This window comes from Stenotrophomonas sp. STEN023 (assembly GCF_056760135.1).
Genome location: NZ_JBRREF010000027.1, coordinates 1 through 19,252, shown reverse-complemented (window position 1 = coordinate 19,252; position 19,252 = coordinate 1). Strand labels below are relative to the sequence as shown.

At 62.8% G+C, this 19,252-nt stretch carries 13 protein-coding genes; 3 read left to right on the top strand and 10 right to left on the bottom strand.

Annotated features, from left to right (window positions below):
* Positions 1-17: 17 nt before the first annotated feature.
* From ACVOLV_RS09900 to ACVOLV_RS09885, 4 genes are all read right to left on the bottom strand, one after another.
* Positions 18-2,390, bottom strand: coding sequence for a methyl-accepting chemotaxis protein (locus ACVOLV_RS09900; RefSeq protein WP_481554236.1), 2,373 nt, complete (start codon positions 2,388-2,390; stop codon positions 18-20).
* A gap of 83 nt (positions 2,391-2,473) precedes the next feature.
* Entirely contained in the window at positions 2,474-2,857 is a 384-nt protein-coding gene (locus ACVOLV_RS09895) for a hypothetical protein (RefSeq protein ID WP_405051672.1), read from the bottom strand.
* A 124-nt stretch (positions 2,858-2,981) separates the two neighbouring features.
* The gene (locus ACVOLV_RS09890; protein ID WP_303749786.1) at positions 2,982-3,473 is read right to left on the bottom strand and encodes a chemotaxis protein CheW; all 492 of its coding nucleotides are present in this window, start codon (positions 3,471-3,473) and stop codon (positions 2,982-2,984) included.
* A 342-nt stretch (positions 3,474-3,815) separates the two neighbouring features.
* Entirely contained in the window at positions 3,816-4,583 is a 768-nt protein-coding gene (locus tag ACVOLV_RS09885; RefSeq protein ID WP_481554235.1) for a flagellar brake protein, read from the bottom strand.
* A gap of 343 nt (positions 4,584-4,926) precedes the next feature.
* Between ACVOLV_RS09885 and ACVOLV_RS09880 the strand changes: the two genes are divergently transcribed.
* The 3 genes from ACVOLV_RS09880 to ACVOLV_RS09870 all read left to right on the top strand — a co-directional run bounded on the left by ACVOLV_RS09880 (position 4,927) and on the right by ACVOLV_RS09870 (position 8,234).
* Positions 4,927-5,679, top strand: a complete 753-nt coding sequence (locus tag ACVOLV_RS09880; protein ID WP_481554234.1) for a class I SAM-dependent methyltransferase — start codon at positions 4,927-4,929, stop codon at positions 5,677-5,679.
* A 113-nt stretch (positions 5,680-5,792) separates the two neighbouring features.
* Positions 5,793-6,815, top strand: a complete 1,023-nt coding sequence (locus tag ACVOLV_RS09875; RefSeq protein WP_481554233.1) for a GNAT family N-acetyltransferase — start codon at positions 5,793-5,795, stop codon at positions 6,813-6,815.
* Between the two features lie 33 nt (positions 6,816-6,848).
* Positions 6,849-8,234: an FAD-binding oxidoreductase gene (locus tag ACVOLV_RS09870; protein WP_481554232.1), complete on the top strand. Its 1,386-nt coding sequence runs from the start codon at positions 6,849-6,851 to the stop codon at positions 8,232-8,234.
* Between the two features lie 86 nt (positions 8,235-8,320).
* Here ACVOLV_RS09870 and ACVOLV_RS09865 read toward each other — a convergent pair whose 3' ends face one another.
* The 6 genes from ACVOLV_RS09865 to ACVOLV_RS09840 all read right to left on the bottom strand — a co-directional run bounded on the left by ACVOLV_RS09865 (position 8,321) and on the right by ACVOLV_RS09840 (position 18,943).
* Positions 8,321-10,552, bottom strand: coding sequence for a methyl-accepting chemotaxis protein (locus ACVOLV_RS09865; RefSeq protein ID WP_481554231.1), 2,232 nt, complete (start codon positions 10,550-10,552; stop codon positions 8,321-8,323).
* Positions 10,553-10,958: 406 nt separating this feature from the next.
* Positions 10,959-13,592 carry a methyl-accepting chemotaxis protein gene (locus tag ACVOLV_RS09860; RefSeq protein WP_481554230.1) on the bottom strand — a complete coding sequence of 878 codons (2,634 nt, stop codon included), beginning with the start codon at positions 13,590-13,592 and terminating at the stop codon, positions 10,959-10,961.
* A gap of 133 nt (positions 13,593-13,725) precedes the next feature.
* Positions 13,726-15,978 carry a methyl-accepting chemotaxis protein gene (locus ACVOLV_RS09855; RefSeq protein ID WP_481554229.1) on the bottom strand — a complete coding sequence of 751 codons (2,253 nt, stop codon included), beginning with the start codon at positions 15,976-15,978 and terminating at the stop codon, positions 13,726-13,728.
* Between the two features lie 296 nt (positions 15,979-16,274).
* A complete protein-coding gene (locus ACVOLV_RS09850; protein ID WP_481554228.1) occupies positions 16,275-18,236 on the bottom strand; it encodes a chemotaxis protein CheA in 1,962 nt (653 codons plus the stop codon).
* Between the two features lie 36 nt (positions 18,237-18,272).
* Complete coding sequence (locus ACVOLV_RS09845; RefSeq protein WP_057628682.1) at positions 18,273-18,638, bottom strand: response regulator; 366 nt, start codon at positions 18,636-18,638, stop codon at positions 18,273-18,275.
* Complete coding sequence (locus tag ACVOLV_RS09840) at positions 18,635-18,943, bottom strand: STAS domain-containing protein (RefSeq protein ID WP_303749795.1); 309 nt, start codon at positions 18,941-18,943, stop codon at positions 18,635-18,637. The genes ACVOLV_RS09845 and ACVOLV_RS09840 overlap by 4 nt, the downstream gene beginning before the upstream one ends.
* Between the last annotated feature and the right edge of the window lie 309 nt (positions 18,944-19,252).

Here is a 19,252-nt window from a genome sequence, read left to right as displayed (position 1 = left end):
GCCGACGACGTTGGTGCTTAGAACTCCTGCCAATCCGAGTCGGCCAGTTCGGCAACTGCGGTACGGGCGGCGGCTGCGCGACGGCGAGGTGCCGGTGCTGCTGCCTGGACGGCGGGGCGGGGCGCCGGTTCACGTGCGGAAGTCGGGCTGCTGGTGACCGCGGCGCCTTCTTCCAGTTGGAACACGGATACCACGTTGGCCAGATGCGCAGCCTGTTCTTCCATCGAGCGGGCCGACGCGGTGGCTTCTTCGACCAACGCGGCGTTCTGCTGGGTGGTTTCGTCCATCTGCACGATGGTCTGGTTGACCTGCTCGATGCCGGCCGACTGTTCCTGCGAGGCAGCGGAGATCTCAGCCATGATGTCGGTCACGCGCTGCACCGAGGCGACGATCTCGCCCATGGTGGTACCGGCCTTGCGGACCAGCGCCGAACCATCGGCGACCTTGCCGACGGAGTCGTCGATCAGCCCCTTGATTTCCTTGGCCGCACCGGCCGAGCGCTGGGCCAGCGTACGAACCTCCGAGGCAACCACGGCGAAGCCGCGACCCTGTTCGCCGGCACGTGCGGCTTCCACCGCAGCGTTCAAGGCCAGAATATTGGTCTGGAAGGCGATGCCGTCGATTACCGAGATGATCTCGGCAATCTTGCGCGAGGACTGTTCGATCTGGGTCATGGTGGTGACCACCTGGCTGACCACTTCACCGCCCTGCGAGGCCACCGAGGCAGCGCCGATGGCGAGCTGGTTGGCCTGGCGAGCCGATTCTGCATTCTGCCGCACGGTGGAGGTCAGCTCCTCCATCGATGCCGCGGTTTCTTCCAGGTTGGCGGCCTGCTGCTCGGTACGACGCGACAAGTCGTTGTTACCGGCGGCAATTTCGCTGGCGGACGAGTTGATCGACACCGAGGACTGCTTGATGCGGCCAACGATGCCGGTCAGCTGTTCGGCGGTGGCGTTGGCGTCGTCACGCATGGTGGCGAACACGCCTTGGTACTCGCCGTGCATGCGCACGGTCAGGTCGCCGCGCGAGAGCGCCGACAGCAGTGCCGAGATCTGCTCCAGGCTGCTCGCATTGGCGTCCAGCAGGCTGTTGATCTGTTCGGCCAGCTGCAGGAAGAAGCCATCCTTGTCGGCGGTGCCGATGCGGCCGCTGAGGTCGCCGGCAGCGGCGGCTTCCATGATGCGCGCCACTTCCTTCTCGACCTGTGCCTCGGTGCTGCGATCGCGCCACTCGACCACGTGACCGACCGGCACATTGTTGTCGTCGCGGATCACCGAAATGGTCTGTGCGAACTCGGCGTCACCGAAGCGCATTTCACGCTTGAATACGCCGTTCTTTTCGAGACCGTCGAGAACCTTGCGGTCAACTTCGCCGCCGTGCTCAAGCACGGTGACCGGCTGGCCGACCAGCGGCTTGCTGGCGTCGAAGTCGGTCAGCGCGCCGCCGATTTGCTCGTGGTGCTCGCTGAGCTTGTCGAGCAGGGCGCGGTTGGCGTAGACGATCTCAAGATCGTTGTTGGTCAGGAACACGCCGGTGGACGAGTAATCCAGCGCAGTACGGATACGCAGGTTTTCGCTGGCGATGACCTGGTCACGGTCGATGCGTTCGCGCAGGTCGCGCTGCATGCGCTGCATGGCGCGCAGCAGATCGCCCACTTCGTCGGCACGCGAGACGTCGATGGAACCATCCAGCTTGCCGCTGGCCACTTCATTGGCTACGTCTACCGCGCCACGGATGGTTGCAACCAGCGAGCGGGCAAACAGCCAGATCAGTGCCAGACCGGCAGCACCACCGACCAGCACGGCAATGATGCCGACCAGGGCGGAAGCGCGATAGGTTTCTTCGGCCTGCTTGGCTGCGGCCTGGGCGCGGGTATTGTCGTTCGCGGCAAGTGCCTGCAGGGCGTTATAGGCATTGCGGTGCAGGTTGCGGGTTTCGCCAACAAAGGTGTCGATGGCGTCATCCGGCAGGTCCAATGCCAGCATTTCGGTTACCGCGTCGTACGAGGACGCCGCCTTGCCCCAGTCGGCGACAAAGGCCTCGAACAACTTCTTCTGCTCCGGGCTGTCGATCAGCTTCGGATAGGCAGCGATGGTGGTGTCGATCTGCATGCGCAGTTCGGTGGCACGTGCCTTGGCATCGGCTTTGACGTCGTCGCTGGCGCGCACCAGGCTCTGGTAGGACGCGTTGCGGTACTCGCTGACCATGCCGCTCAACTCACCGGTGGTGCGAAGACTGGGCATGCGGTTTTCAGCGAGGTCGGTGGTGACGTTGTTCAACGAGTGCAGGCCGCGATACGCGACGACACCCTGCAACAACATGACGAACAGCACGACGCCGAAAGTAAGCATCAGCTTCGGCTTCAGTTTCAGCGAGTTGATCCACTGCATCTTGCGCGATCTCCGGGAACAGGCCCGGCCATGTCACAGGCGCGGGGTGGCACGCCGGCAATGCCGGCGTGACGAAAGGCGGATTACTTGATGTTTGCCAGCTTCAGGTTGGCCGGCGATGCCACTTCGATTTCGGCACGCGATGCGTCGCGCTGGATCTTGCCGATCACGCAGACGGTCTTGCCTTCCAGCGTCTCCAGCGGGAAACCAAACTTGCTGCGGTTGCTACCGGCGATACGTGCCGAGAAGGTATGGCGCGGGAACATGCCGCCCATGTGCAGGAAGGTCGGCTGGCCTTCCGAGCCTTCGGCGTAGCGGGCCTTTTCAACCTTGCCGCAGACCATGCCGTCCTTGCCGGCGAAGCGCGCAGCGGTTTCCGGCGGGATCATCTCGGCATCGGCAACGGCGTCGAACGCGACGGTGGCCAGAACGGTGGCGGCAAACAGCGGAAGTACATGCTTGTACATCGGAAACTCCGGGAAGGGAAAGTGGGGCCGGTCGGGGAGGACGGGCATGCAATGGCTATCGGCCCGCAGTTGCCGGGCTTGAGTTGCATGCATGGAACTGTGATCGACTTTGCGAAATTTCCGCTCAAGCCGCCTCTTCGGCAACGCTCGGCTGGCCGAGGTCGGCGGTATCGAGCAGGGTTTCGATATCCAGCAGGATCAGCATGCGATCGTCCTGGGTGCCGATGCCGGAGATGAAGCGGGTATCGACGGCGGCGCCGAATTCCGGGGTCGGGCGGATCTGCTCGGCGTTGAGCGGGATGACGTCGGAGACGCTGTCCACCACGATGCCGACGACGCGGTCTTCGACATTGAGCACGATCATCACGGTGAAGGCGTCATAGCGGGCTTCGTCCAGGCGCAGCTTCAGGCGCAGGTCGATGACCGGCACGATGGTGCCGCGCAGGTTGATGACGCCCTTGATGTAGTCCGGCGCATCCGGAACCCGGGTAACAGCGTCATAGCCGCGGATCTCCTGCACCTTGAGGATGTCCACGCCGTAGTGCTCGTTGCCGAGGGTGAAGCTGAGGTATTCGCCGCCGGTGGTATCGGTGGCGGTGGTGCGGGAGTCATTCATGGCGGATCCTGGTCCTGGCGGGCTGCCGATGCGATGCGGCTGATGCACCGGTATCGGCGCTAGCGGGTGGGACTTTAGGCGCCGAGGCAGGAATCGCGGGATGGGGTGCCCGGAGTGTGATTTCGGGCAGGATTGGCCGTGGCGCTAGCCCCGGCTTGCGCCGTATGCCGTCATTCCCGCGTAGGCGGGAATCGCTCTCGGCTTGGCTTTGGTTGTGGTTCTTGACCGCGCGACATGAGGCAGAGCCGCGGTCGGAGCAGGAGCTCAGGGCGATTCCCACCTTCGCGGGAATGACGGCTTGAAAGCCAAAGCCAAAGCCAAAGCCCAACAGACGCGCTTGCCTTACTCCCCGTTGCTGCGTGCTTTGCGCAGGCGGTCGATCCGGAAGATGTAGCGCTGGATGATGTTGTCGGCACCGCGCGGAAGGTCGTCGAAGCGCAGGCCGATGCGGGTCATCTCCGAGCCGTTGGGCTGCTTCTGCTGACGCAGGTTGCAGACCACAAACGAGGCCTTGATCGGCGCCCCTTCGGGAACCTCCAGCAAGCAGCTGTAGCGGCTCTGCAGCTTGAGCAGGTTCTGCTCGGGCGGCAGCAGCAGGGCCATGCCGCCTGCGCTGATGTCCAGTACGCGCCAGCGGCTGGATTCGCCGCCGTCCGGGTCAGGCAGCACGCAATACGGCGAATCGCCAACCGGCGTTTCCAGGCGATAGAACTCGCGCCGCTGCAGGTGGTAAACCTCCTCCGGCAACGGCATCTCAAAGGCGGTGTGGTCGCCGCGCTCAACGCGGTGGTGGCCCTGCAGCTGGAAGCGCACCATGACTTTGTCGACCTGGCCAAAGCAGAGCAGGGTGCTTGCGGTCTCCACGGAACGGTTGATTGACGGGACCGGGCTGGCATCCAGCACCAGGCCCTGCATGTCCACCTCCAGCACCGCCGAAGGGAAAGACTGGTCGCGTCCATCGGGGTGCACATTGATCATCGAACGCTGATCGATCATGGCCTGCAGCAAATGCCTTACCTGGTGCGGGTTGCGCACCATGTAGCGATCATCGGCATACAGGTTGCCGGCGTGTGGCGAGGGCGTCGGTGCAGTCGATTCGTGGTCGGGCATGGACACTTTACGATTGGGCGGTGATCAGTGTGGCCGCGGTGGAGGCGGTACAAACTGTGATAACGGCCGCCTTTTTAACATCTTTAGTCTGTCTGTTACGAGCCCAGCAACAGCACGCGTTGATTTAGCTACCTGTCTACGCGCTCGCGACATTCCGCCGATACTGTAATGTCCGGACTGCCGGGCTTTTGACGGCTTCACACGGGAACCTGAGTGGCGGCTTAATGTTCGAGATGACACCGTGAAATAGTTTTAAAAAGTGATGTGCATCACAATTTAACATTCAGTGATCCGTGAGCATCTGCAACTTCCGGGCAGTACCCTCAATGAAAGGGAACAGCAGATGAGCAGGGAAGCAGCAGATCAGTTTGATCAGTTGGGCGCGCTCTACGAGGACATGGCAACCTGGCCATTCCGGAAGTACATCGAAACCCCAAGCGTGTTTGCTGCGCTGGGCCCACTCGATGGACTCGATGTCCTGGAGTATGGCTGCGGCAGCGGTTACTACTCGCGTCTGCTCAAACGCGCTGGTGCTCGCAAGGTGGTGGGATATGACCTTGCCGAGGGCATGCTCGACTATGCCCGCCGCTGCGCGCAGCGCGATGGTCTGGACATCAGCTTCCGTTCCACGTTGGACGAAACCACCAACGGCAACTTCGATCTTGTGCTGGCGGTCTATGTGCTGCCCTATGCCACCACCCTGGCCGAGTTGGATCAGATGGCGGCGGAGATGATGTCGCCACTGCAGCCCGGTGGCCGTTTGGTCGCGCTGCCGATCCATGCGCGTTACGCACCAGCGCCGAGCTACTACCAGGGCTGCGGCTTCACGCTGACGCCGGATGATGACGCCAATCCCTGGCAGGAAGGCGGGCGTCTGCGCCTGGATCTGCGTTATCGCCAGTACGAGGCCAGCGTGCATGCCTGGTACTGGTCGCAGCAGGCAATCGAGGCGGCGCTGCTCAGGGCCGGCGCGGAAGAGATCAAATGGTCGAATCCACGGCTGATGGCGGGTCATGATCTGGGCGAGGTGCCGCCGGCGCTGCAGGCCTATGTCGATGAGCCGCATGCGGCAATCATCGAGTGCCGCAAGCGCTAGCTGCCAGCAGCTAGCGGTACCTGACAACACGTACTTGCTGTCATTGAATCATGCCTTCGCTCCTGCCCTTGGTCTGGTCACCGGGGGCGGTGAGCGTCCCCGAGGGTAGAGCGATGCCCATTGAAGTGGAAATACTGAATTCCATCGAACAGATGGATGAAGGCGAGTACTGCGCGTTCCACTGCGCCAGTGGCGCCTCGTTCTTCTACGACTGGCGCTTCCTGTGCGCTGCGGAGCGTTCGCCCTTGTTGGCGATCAAAGGCGCGTTTTACCTGCTGGCACGCGAACACGGGAGGCTGGTCGGCTTCGTGCCAGCCTACCTGCAGTTGGTGCGGACCGTGGACCCTTTTGGTCTGCTTGCGCGCACTGCGGGCATTCAAAGTGATCGTGAGCAGTGCGCGCTCTTCAGCCATGCGATGCATTGCTTTGACAGTGGTGTGATCGTGCTGCTGGGTGTGGCGGCAGAGGATGCATTGGTCACCGCGTTGAAGGCGTTGGCGGTCGAGTTGGACGCGCAGTACGTAGGTGTGTTGAACGTTGCCAGTGATCAGGCCCGGCAGCAATTGGCGGAGCAGGGGTTGACAGTGCGGTACCTGGTCGATCGCTACTTCATGGACATGACACGGTTTGAAGGTTTCGACGCGGTGATCAAGGCATTGCCCAAGGATGGGCGCTATGAAATGACCCGCCAACTGCGCAAGTTTGCAGCAGGAAGCGGTGTTATCAATCTGCTCAGCCCGCCGTTCGATCATCGCCTTGAGCAGCTCACCGAGTTGTGCCAGCAGACCACCGCGCGTAACGGAACGCCGCAGTACTTCCCGGCGCAGACGCTGGCACGCTTCGTGCGGACCTGTGACGGTTTGATCCGGCTGGTATTGGTGGAAGACCAGGGTGTGGTGGTCGGCGGCCTGATCTGCTTCCTGGATGGAGCCTTGATGTGCATCTGGTCGGCCGGGATGCGCTACGACCTCACTGATTACAGCCCCTATACCGTCAGTTTCGCCTATGCCTACGAATGGGCGTTGGGCGCAGGCATACACACCATTGAAGCAGGGCGTTTGAACGCACGCATCAAGACCCGGCTTGGCCTGCAGCCGTTGCCACTTTACTCGGCAACAAGCGCTGTCGCCGTCTGACTTCAGTCTTCTGGATGATCCGAGGAAACCACCATGGACCCGCAGCACGTAAAGATGCTACCCGACGACTATCGAGCTTTCTCGCAGACATTGGAAGGCAAGGTCAGGTCCCGTCATCATGCCGAATACGCCAGCTGGTATTACAGCACGGCGTGGAACCGACGCCATTTCGAACGGTTCCCCGAGTACATCGTGCGTGCCGCGTCGGTGGAGGACGTGCTGAAAAGCGTGAACTTCGCGCGTCTGCATGGGCTGAGGGTTGCGGTCAAGGGCTCGGGGCACAGCTACGCAGGCAGCTTCCTGCATCGTGGTGGCCTGCTGCTGGACCTGGCCCACCTCAACGCGATCGAGGTAGATGTTGAGCAGGAAACAGTGAGCGCAGGTCCAGGTGTGACCAGCGCCCAGTTGACGCATGCCTTGGCACCACACGGATTGGCATTTCCAACTGGTCACGGTGCGAAAGTAGGCTTGTCCGGGTTTCTGTTGGGCGGTGGATTGGGCATCAACTGTGACGCCTGGGGCGGCATGAGTACCTTCAACATCCTTGCATTGGACGTGGTTACCGCCGACGGCCGCTTGTTGCATGTCAGCGAAACCGAGAATACGGAGCTGTTCTGGGCGGCACGGGGCGGTGGTCCCTGCCTGTTCTTTGTGGTCGTTCGATTTCACCTGCGCACCTGGCCTGCACCCAAAGCGATGCTGGCACGCGGTTACATACTGGATACGGCCAAGCTCAAACCCTTGCTGATGGCCTTGTGTGCACGCAGGCACGATCATCGCGTGCAGGTCATGCTTGTGCTTGGTGGTGCGCCTGGTGTGCCTGCGGCCTTGAGTGTCAGCGTGTTCTGCGATGATGCCGCCGAAGCCGGATCACTGCACGGGGCGCTGGAAATGGATCTGCAGCCTTGGCTGGGCGAATTCATCGAGCAGGCGTTCGACAGCTTCGATCCCATCTACCGGCAGACCGAGCAGGCCATGGTCAGCAAGCGCTACCGGGCCGACAACATATTGACCGATGCAGTCGGCAAGGTTGCCGATGTGCTGGTTGCAGGTATGCAGGTGCGGCCTTCGCCAGCTACGTTCTGCCTGCTGATTCTGCGTCCCAATCATGAGCATGCCGATGCGGCGTACTCGATCCATGGGCGGCTATCCGTCTCAACCTACGCGCAGTGGAACGACGAGGACGAAGACGATCTGAACCGCGATTGGCTGCGTGGTGTATTTGATCAGCTGGCGCCTTTTGCCACCGGTAGCTATATCAATGAGTTCGATCTCGAATCGCGCTCGAGCGAGGTCGCAAGCTGTTACTCCGCCGATGCCTGGCGGCGACTGCAGAAGCTGCGCCAGCGCTATGACGAACACGGGATATTTCCGGGGGTGTCGCTGCTGGCGGCGGATGTCAGCGAACGCGTTGTCTGATTTGGATGTTCTGAAAAAACCGCAGGCGGCGGGTGGACAGGAGAGTGTCCGCCCGCCGCCCGCCGCCCGCCGCCCGCCGTAATGCCCTAGAACTCCTGCCAATCGTCGGTGCTGGCGACCGGGGCGCGCGTTGCCGGTTTCGGGATAGAACGCAATGCAGGCCGGCCACGCGGCGGCGCTGCGCTTGCACTGGCAGCAACCTTGGCAAGGGTTGCGCTTACCGAGCCAGCCAGACGGAACTGCGCAACTGCAGCGGACAGCTGTTGTGCCTGATCTTCCATCGAACGTGCTGCGGCCGTGGCTTCCTCGACCAGCGCGGCATTCTGCTGGGTGGATTCATCCATCTGCATCACAGTCTGGTTGACCTGGTCGATACCGGTGGATTGCTCCTGCGAAGCTGCGGAGATGTCGGCCATGATGGCGGTCACGCGCTGTACCGAGGCAACGATGTCGTCCATGGTGTTGCCGGCATTGCGGACCAGTTGCGAGCCTTCGGCGACTTTGTCGACCGAACTGTCGATCAAACCCTTGATCTCCTTGGCCGCTGCGGCCGAGCGCTGCGCCAGCGTGCGCACTTCCGAGGCCACGACTGCGAAGCCGCGGCCCTGATCACCGGCGCGTGCCGCTTCCACCGCAGCGTTGAGCGCCAGGATATTGGTCTGAAAGGCGATGCCGTCGATGACGCTGATGATGTCGGCGATCTTCTTCGATGAGGCTTCGATCGCGCTCATGGTGGTGACCACTTGCCCGACTACGCTGCCACCCTGTGCGGCAACTTCGGCGGCACCGCGTGCCAGCTGATCGGCCTGGCGGGCGTGATCGGCGTTTTGGCGGACGGTGGAGGTGAGCTCTTCCATGGAGGCGGCGGTTTCTTCCAGATTGGCTGCCTGCTGCTCGGTGCGACGCGACAGGTCGTCATTGCCGGTGGCGATCTCGCTGGCCGACAGGCTGATGCTGCCGCTGGCCGCCTGGATGCCTGCGACGATGCTGCCCAACTGGTCGACCGTGGCATTGCCATCGTCGCGCATGCGTGCAAATACGCCATGGAAATCGCCTTCCATGCGCTGGGTGAGATCGCCTTGCGCTACCGCCTGCAATAGCTTGGAGAGGTGGCCAAGATTGACTTCGGTGGTTTCCATCAGCGAGTTGACGCCACCGACCATGTCGCGGAAATCGTGCTCGAACTGATCGGCATTGCCACGCTGGCTGAAGTCGCCTGCCGCCGCCGCATGGGCCAGCCGCTTGATCTCGTTGTTGATCGCCGACAGGCTGGCCTTGGTGCTGTCCATCGCCTGGGTGATGGCGAATTTCTCGCCGGGCAGGCGGTCCATGTCCACCGACAGGTCACCGCGTGCGTAGTGGCGCATTACCTCGACAGCGCGCATCTTGACGCCGATGTGCTGGGCAACCAGGGTGTTGACCTCGCGCACCATCCGGCCGTACTCGCCGGGGAAACGGGATTCGTCGATGCGAAAGCTGATCGCGCCCTGATCGTGCTCGCGCACCATCTCGTTCTGCGCGCCGATGACGGCCTTGAGCTGGTGCTGCACGCGTTGCATCGAAGCGAGCAGCGCGCCTACTTCATCTTTGCGGCTACTGTCGATGTTGCTGTCAAGGCGGCCATTGGCGACGTCGTCGGCGGCGCGCAGGGCATCATTCACCGGACGCACGATGGCGCGCACGATCACCACGCCCAAGGCCACGGACAACAGGCCCAACAGCAGCATGCAGACAATGATGGCGGTGGTGCTGCGGGTCTGCGCGGCATTGGCGTTGGCCACTTCCTTGTCCAGTACCGAGGCTACTTGGCTGCTGAGCTTCTCGACGGCATCAAACAGATCGCGACGGCTGATCCGCGACTGGTCGTTGGAGACGCTCTGGGCCAGCTCGAATTGACCTTCGTTGATGGCCTTTTCCATGAGCGCGTGGGCACTGAAGTAGGCGTCCAAGGTCTTGCCCATTTCCGCGTACAAGCCTTGCTGGGTGGTGTCGGCAGACAAGGCTTCGTATTGCTTGCGGTGCTCGGCCAGCTTCTGCCGCTGATCGCTGATGCGCTGGTTGTACTCGGCGACAAAGGCAGGTTCGTGCAGGTGCGAGAGCTGCGACAGCTCGGCGATACGGATCTCAGCCAGATCGGCACGCATCCGCTCCAAGTACTGCACGGCAGGCATGTAGCGCGAGCTGACCTGTTCCAGCTGTGCGGTGGCCTGGTTCAGCCGCACTACGGCGAAACCGCCCATGGCCAGGGTGGTGAGGGTGGTAAGAGTGAAAGCAACTGCAAGTTTTCTGGCGATGCTGAGGTTGCGAAAGAACTCCATCTCTAACTCTCCGGATCGACTGCAGATTTGGACGCTGAGGAGGGGTGTCATCCAACCCTGGATTACACAGCGTAGTGTCCACGCCGCAAGCCTATGCGGGTGTTGTCATAGCCGATAACGGCGCTTTCTCACGCTGCTGTAGGAGTTTTCACGTCCGGAATTCTGAAGGATTCAGCACAATTGATTGAATGCGCATCACAAGTCTTAGCGGTTCAAAGACGTCAGGACGATTTAGTGATGTGCCGCTTGGACTGAATGTGCGCGCATTCACGGTTTCAGCCTGTTTCACTGACTCTCTTACGATCAGGTGTAACTGGTGGCTTGCATCGCTTGGTGGCCATTGAGGCGACGCAAACAAAAAGCCCCCGGCACAGAGTGCCGGGGGCTCGATGTGACATTGGGACGATCAGAACTCCTGCCAGTTGCCATCGTCCAGCTTGCGCACTGGCTGTCCGCTGCGAGCGCTGGCGGCAACCGGCCGCAGGCGTTGCTGTGGATGTTGTGCAACGGTGGCGACCGACCCCTTGATTGCAGGCTTGCTGGCGGCATCCGCAGCGGTGCGGAATACCGCAACCGCCTCGCTGAGCTGGTTGGCCTGGTCTTCCATCGAGCGCGCGGCGGCGGTGGCTTCTTCCACCAGCGCGGCGTTCTGCTGGGTGGTTTCGTCCATCTGCATGACGGTCTGGTTGACCTGGTCGATGCCGGCGCTCTGTTCCTGCGAGGCCGCCGAGATCTCGGCCATGATGTCGGTCACGCGCTGCACCGAGGTGACGATCTCATCCATCGTGGCGCCTGCCTGCTGGACCAGTACCGAGCCTTCGCCGACCTTGCCGACCGAGTCATCGATCAGGCCCTTGATTTCCTTGGCTGCCGCCGCCGAGCGCTGGGCGAGGGTGCGCACTTCCGAGGCGACCACCGCAAAACCGCGGCCCTGCTCACCGGCACGCGCGGCTTCCACCGCAGCGTTCAGCGCCAGGATATTGGTCTGGAAGGCAATGCCATCGATGACGCTGATGATGTCGCCGATCTTCTTCGAGGAGGCCTCAATCGCGCTCATGGTGGTGACGACCTGGCCGACGACGTTGCCGCCCTGGCTGGCGACACCATGCGCGCCGATGGCGAGCTGGTTGGCCTGACGGGCGTGCTCGGCGTTCTGGCGCACGGTGGAGGTCAGTTCCTCCATCGAGGCGGCGGTTTCTTCCAGGTTGGCGGCCTGCTGCTCGGTGCGGCGCGACAGGTCGCTGTTGCCGGTGGCGATTTCGGTGGCGGCCAGGTTGATGCTGGACGCTGCGTGCTGGATGCGGCTGATGATGTCGGTCAGCTGGCTGACGGTGGCGTTGGCGTCGTCGCGCATGTTGGCGAACACGCCGTGGAAGTCGCCCTGCATCTTCGCGGTCAGGTCGCCGCGGGCGATGGCCTGCAGCAGCTGCGAGAGCTCGGACAGGTTGCCGTCGGTGGTTTCCATCAGCTGGTTGAGGCTGCTGACCATGTCGCGGAAATCATGCTGGTAGGCATTGGCATCGCCGCGCACCGAGAAGTCACCCTGTGCAGCGGCACCGGCCAGCCGCTTGATCTCGCTGTTGATCGCCGACAGGCTGGCCTTGACCGCATCCACGGTCTCGGTGATGACGGCCTTCTCGCCGGGCAGGCGTTCGATGTCGACCGACAGATCGCCGTTGGCATAGCGTTTGATGACTTCCAGTGCGGACAGCAGCATCTGGATGTGCGAGGCGACCAGTGCGTTGCTTTCCTTGACCATCACCCCGTAATCACCCGGGAACGCTGCTTCATCCATGCGGTGACTGATTACGCCGGCATCATGCTGCCTGGCCATTTCGCGTTGCGCGCCGATCACCGACTGCAGCTGGGACTGCATGCGCTGCATCGAGGTCAGCAGGGCACCCAGCTCATCGTCACGCTGCACGCTGACGGCATTGTCGAGCTTGCCTGCTGCGATGTTGTCGGACAGTTTGACGGCCTCGTTCAGCGGCTTGAAGACGAACCTGCGCAGCAGCAGGAACAGGGCGCCGCACAGCAACAGGGCAGCAACCACGCCGACCACGACGATGGTCCACAGCAGGGCGCGTGCCTGTTCCATCAACAGGGCGCGTGGTACCACGACGCCGAAGGCGAAGTTCTGCTCGGCGTTGCCGATCTTCAACGGTACATAGGTTTCCACCACCTCTTCGCCGAGGGCCGCATCGTGGCGCTGCTCGAAGGTGATCTTGTTGCTGGCGGTGTTGGCCAGCATCGCACGCGTGTCCGCATCATCAGCCTTGGTACCGACCTTGGCCGGATCACGGTCGGCAATGATGGTGCCCACCGGCGACAGCAGGCGGACATAACCTTCCTGCATCGGGCGCATTTTGGACAGACGATCCTGCAGCGACTGCAGGGCGAAGTCCACAGTCACCACACCCAGGAACTGGCCATCCTGGACGATAGGCGTCGCCAGCGTGGTCATCAGGATCTTCTTGCCGCCGATCTCATAGCTGTAGGGTTCCAGCACGGAGGGCTTCTTGGTCGCGGCCGGCTGCAGGTACCAGTCACCGTCGCCGGGCACGTCGTAGCCGCGCAGCGGTTCCTGCACCGGTGCGCCGTCCTGCCAGGCCCAGTAGCTCATGAAGCGGCCGCTGGCGTCATGGCCGTCGGCATCGATATGGTTGGCATCGTCGCCGTCGAAGGCCTGCGGCTCCCACAAGGTGCCGACGCCGACCCACTGCGGATTGTTCAATGCTTGCGAATGCAGCACCTGCGCGGCGCTCAAGCGGCTGAAGCCACCTTGCTGGCGCAGTGCCAGGAAGCTGCGCGACAAGGTGTCGTTGGCTTCAAAGCCGTGGCCGAGCTCGGTGGAGATGCGCTGGGCCTCGAGCTGGGCGATGTTCTCAAGACTTACCCGCGAGGCCGACAGCAGAGCATCGCTGCTACGCAGGTAGATGAACAATGCGGTGAGGCCGAATGCGAAGGTCGCGACCAATGCCGTTCCCAGCATCAAGCGCATTGCAATACTGCGGGTGAGGAAATTTGTGGGCAAAGACATGGGTTACTGCTGGCCTGATAAGGAGGGGGTTTGTCAGTACATCGGCATCTGCAGGCGGAGCTGGAGCGTTTTCTTGCACTGAAATGACGACGCCCCTATTCAGGGGCGTCGTTCATGCGTGTGCAGTTGGCGATCAGAATTCCTGCCAGTCGCCGTCGTTGTCGACGCGCACGGCGGCATTGCCGCGTTGCGCCGGGGCGACTGCGCGCAGGCGACGCGCCGGGGCAGGAGCTGCGGGAGCGAATGTAGCCTTGGCCTGCTGGGGCTGCGCGACAACTGCCTGCACGGCGTCGATGCGGAATACCGCAACCGCCTCGCTGAGCTGGTTGGCCTGGTCTTCCATCGAGCGCGCGGCGGCGGTGGCTTCTTCCACCAGCGCGGCGTTCTGCTGGGTGGTTTCGTCCATCTGCATGACGGTCTGGTTGACCTGGTCGATGCCGGCGCTCTGTTCCTGCGAGGCCGCCGAGATCTCGGCCATGATGTCGGTCACGCGCTGCACCGAGGTGACGATCTCATCCATCGTGGCGCCTGCCTGCTGGACCAGTACCGAGCCTTCGCCGACCTTGCCGACCGAGTCATCGATCAGGCCCTTGATTTCCTTGGCTGCCGCCGCCGAGCGCTGGGCGAGGGTGCGCACTTCCGAGGCGACCACCGCAAAACCGCGGCCCTGCTCACCGGCACGCGCGGCTTCCACCGCAGCGTTCAGCGCCAGGATATTGGTCTGGAAGGCAATGCCATCGATGACGCTGATGATGTCGCCGATCTTCTTCGAGGAGGCCTCAATCGCGCTCATGGTGGTGACGACCTGGCCGACGACGTTGCCGCCCTGGCTGGCGACACCATGCGCGCCGATGGCGAGCTGGTTGGCCTGACGGGCGTGCTCGGCGTTCTGGCGCACGGTGGAGGTCAGTTCCTCCATCGAGGCGGCGGTTTCTTCCAGGTTGGCGGCCTGCTGCTCGGTGCGGCGCGACAGGTCGCTGTTGCCGGTGGCGATTTCGGTGGCGGCCAGGTTGATGCTGGACGCTGCGTGCTGGATGCGGCTGATGATGTCGGTCAGCTGGCTGACGGTGGCGTTGGCGTCGTCGCGCATGTTGGCGAACACGCCGTGGAAGTCGCCCTGCATCTTCGCGGTCAGGTCGCCGCGGGCGATGGCCTGCAGCAGCTGCGAGAGCTCGGACAGGTTGCCGTCGGTGGTTTCCATCAGCTGGTTGAGGCTGCTGACCATGTCGCGGAAATCATGCTGGTAGGCATTGGCATCGCCGCGCACCGAGAAGTCACCCTGTGCAGCGGCACCGGCCAGCCGCTTGATCTCGCTGTTGATCGCCGACAGGCTGGCCTTGACCGCATCCACGGTCTCGGTGATGACGGCCTTCTCGCCGGGCAGGCGTTCGATGTCGACCGACAGATCGCCGTTGGCATAGCGCTTGATGACTTCCAGTGCGGACAGCAGCATCTGGATGTGCGAGGCGACCAGTGCGTTGCTTTCCTTGACCATCACCCCGTAATCGCCGGGGAATGCGCTCTCGTCCATGCGGTAGCTGATCATGCCAGTCTCATGCTGGCGCGCCATCTCACGCTGTGCGCCAATCACCGATTGCAGCTGTGCCTGCATGCGCTGCATGGACAGCAACAGCATGCCGACTTCGTCACGGCGCGAGGCATCGATACGGCGGTCAAGCTTGCCGGCAGCGACATCGTCGGCCACGCGCACGGCGTCGGCCAGCGGCAGCATGATTGCGCGGATGATCGCCCAGCCCAGTGCGGCGGCCAGCAGCAAGGCCACACCGAGGCCGATCACGATGGCGATCAACGAACGCTGATGCGCCTGGCGTGATTCGGCCGTTTGCTTGGTCAGCTGCTCCTGGTTGTACTGCGACATCTGCTTGAGCTGGTCGAACAGGGCGCGGCGCAGCTTGCGTGAATCGCCACTGGAGATGGCGTTGGCGGTGACGAAGTCGTCGGCGGCGATCGCGGCGGCGATGCGGTCGTGCGCTTCGAAGTAGCCTGCACGCTGCTGCTTCATGTTGTCGTACATGGCCAGCTCGCTGGCACTGTAGTCGGCTTCGATGTCATCGTAGGCCTTCTCGGCTGCTTCAATCAGCTTGCGGCTGTCGGCCATGCGCTTGTCGTAGTCGGCCAACTGTTCCGGGTTGCCCTGGTAATTCAGCTGGGCCTGCTCGAAGGTACGGTATTCACCGAGCTGGGCGCGCATTTCGCCAAGCTGCTGGACGGCCGGCATCCAGTTGTTGTTGACCTGCTGTATCTGGGTGTCGGCCACGTTCATCCGCCACAGCGCGAACAGCGCAAGCAGCAGGGTGAGCAGGCTGGTGCTGCAGAATGCAAGCACCAGCTTTCGCGTGATCGACAGATTCTGGAACCACTTCATTGCAGACATCTCCGTAGGCGGGCATAGGGGGCGATCCACAGGTCCGGCGCTGCTGTGGAATGTCGTGCGAGCTGCTGGTCGCGACGGCGACCCAGGTTGATTGACAAACCTGATTGCATTGCGATGCGGTATCGGCAACTTTCCGAGCTTCTTGAAGGCGCGCTGCGGTTGTGATTCAGCCAGCTGCAACGGCTGAACGTTCAGCGTCAATCGTCGCGCCCGGCAGCAGCGGACGCGCAGCAGAACGCCACCCGCCCAGGTGGTGGGCGAGCGGCGTCAGTTACGTCATGGCGGGATCAGGCGGCTTGCTGGGTACGCAGCGAGCGCACCAGGCCGCCGATATCGACGATCAGCGCAACCCGGCCATCGCCGAGGATGGTCGCGCCGGAGACGCCGCTGATACGCCGGTAGTTGTTCTCGATGTTCTTGACGACGACCTGTTGCTGGCCAATCAGCTCATCGACTTCCAGCGCGATCTTCTGGCCGTCACCTTCTACCACGACGACCAGTGGTTCGGCCTGCGGATTGTCGGGATAGCCGTAGTACTGGCCCAGCGAGAGGATCGGCAGGTATTCGCCGCGGACGCGCAGAACGCGGCCTTCGCCAGCCATGCTGCGGATATCGTCCGGCTGCGGCTGCAATGCTTCCAGTACGTAGGCAAGCGGCAGGATCAGGGTTTCGCCGGCAACCGAAACAGTCATGCCATCGAGGATGGCCAACGTCAGTGGCAGCCGGATCAGCACACGGGTGCCGGCGCCGGTACGGCTTTCCAGCTGCACTTCGCCACCCAGTGCCTGGATGTTGCGGCGTACCACGTCCATGCCAACGCCACGGCCGGACAGGTCGGTGACAGCGTCGGCGGTGGAGAAGCCGGGTTGGAAGATCAGATCCCAGACCTGTGAATCGGTCGGGTTGTCCGGCACGCTCAAGCCGCGTTCCAGCGCCTTGGCGAGGATCTTGTCGCGGTTCAGGCCGCGGCCGTCGTCGCTGACTTCAATGACGATGTGGCCGCCCTGATGCGAAGCTGCCAGGGTAATCGTGCCGGTTTCGTCCTTGCCGGAGTCGCGGCGCACGTCCGGCATCTCCAGGCCATGGTCGATGGAGTTGCGGACCAGATGCACCAGAGGATCGGCGATCTTTTCGATCAGGCCCTTGTCCAGCTCGGTGCCTTCACCGATGGTGCGCAGGCGCACCTGCTTGCCGAGGCGGCTGGAGAGGTCGCGGACCAGTCGCGGGAAGCGGCGGAACACGGCATCCACTGGCAGCATGCGTACGCCGATAACGGCTTCCTGCAGGTCGCGGGTATTGCGTTCGAGCAGATCCAGGCCGGCGAGCAACTGCTCGGCGTGGGCCGGATCCAGTCCGCCGGAAACCTGCTTGAGCATGGCCTGGGTGATGACCAGTTCGCCGACCAGGTTGATCAGTGCATCGACCTTGTCGACGCTGACCCGGATCGAGCTTTCGGCTTCGTGCTGCTGGCCGCCGGTTGGTGCCTTGACGGCGGCCTCGGCGATGTTGGCAACGGCAGCGACCGGTGCTTCGACGGCCAGGCTCGGCGGTGCGGCCGGACGGATGTCCAGTTCGCAGTCGTCGACCACCCAGGCAAAGGTATCTTCGATGCGGCTGCGCGGCACCTTGCCGACCAGGCCAAGGTCCCAGGCCAGGTAGGCTTCCAGTGGATCGAGCTGATCGAAGCTGGGCAGGCGCGCCATGCGCGGTTCCACGTGCAGCGAGCCCAGGGTTTCCAGCTCGCGGATGATGCGCAGCGGATCATTGCCGCTCATGAACAGTGACGGCGCCGGGGCGAAGCCAATCTGCCAGGCATCCGGGGTTTCTTCCTGCTTCACTGCAGCCACCGCAACCGGTGCCGTGCCGGACAGTACGGCCTGCAGACGATCGGTTACTGCCTTGACGGCGGCCGGGTCGGCGGCCTGGCCATGTTCGACTTCGCGCAGCAGGGCGCGCAGCACGTCCACCGAACCCAGCATTGCGTCGACCGCGTTGCCTTCCAGCGCACGCTTGCCGGAGCGCAGCTCATCGAGCAGCGTCTCCAGTACATGGGTCAGTGCGGCGATGGCATCAAAGCCAAAGGTGCCGGCACCGCCCTTGATGGAGTGGGCGGCGCGGAACACGGAGTTGATGACTTCAGGGTCGTGCTGGCCGTCTTCCAGTGCCAGCAGGCCGGCCTCCATTGCATCCAGCCCTTCGCGGCTTTCTTCGAAGAAGGTGGCGTGGAAACGTTGCAGGTCCATGCTCATTGGCGCGGTATCCGATCGGTGGGGCAGGTGGGCAGATCAGCCCAGGACTTTCTGTACGGTGGCAATCAGCTGTTCGGGATTGAACGGCTTGACCAGCCAACCGGTGGCGCCGGCGGCCTTGCCTTCGGATTTCTTGTCGGCAGCCGACTCGGTGGTCAGCATCAGCATCGGCGTGAACTTGTAATCCGGCAGCTGGCGCAGTTCGCGGATCAGCGAGATGCCGTCCATGTTCGGCATGTTGACGTCAGTGACCACGGCGTTGAAGCGCTGGCCCTTGGCCCGGCCCAGGGCGACCGCGCCGTCCTCGGCCTCTTCAACCGAAAAGCCGGCCGAGGTGAGGGCGAAAGAGACCATCTGGCGCATCGACGCCGAGTCGTCCACCACCAAGATTCGTGCGCTCATGCAGCGTTCTCCACAGATTTCGTTGTGTCAGGGGTTGCTTCCAGACCAAGGGTCCGGAGGACACCGAGCAGGCGCGCGGCATCACGGAAGGTGTCGGTAGCGTTGTCAAAGACGGTGCCATTGCCTGCCTGCTGGCGTGCCAGCACAAAGGCGCACAGCACCTGCATCGCGGCGGTGTGCACACGGCCCACCTGGCTGGCATCCACGCGCAACTCGCCCGCTTGCGGCAGGTGGGTTGCCAGGTGTTGTTTCAACTCGCTGGTGGACTCGATGCCGAGATCCTGCGCCAGGGCCACAGTGCTCATCGTTGCTCCGAACAAACGTTACTGGGAGAGATAGCGGCGATATGCCAGTGATCTTTAGGGTTGCGGTGCGTTGCAGTAGATAGTGTTAACGAGCGCACGGTTTTGTAGCTTTTCCCCCTCCCTTTCGCGTAGCGAAGGGGAGGGCTGGGGAGGGGTAGGCTCTGCTCCCTCCCTTGCGCCGAAGGCGGAGGGGAGGGCCGGGGAGGGGTAGTTCTTAGCTGGGTAGTGGGGGGCCCAGCAAAGCAACGGACAGTAAAAGAAAAACACACAAACGCAGAGCGAGCGAGCAAGGAAGGAAAATAACACCAA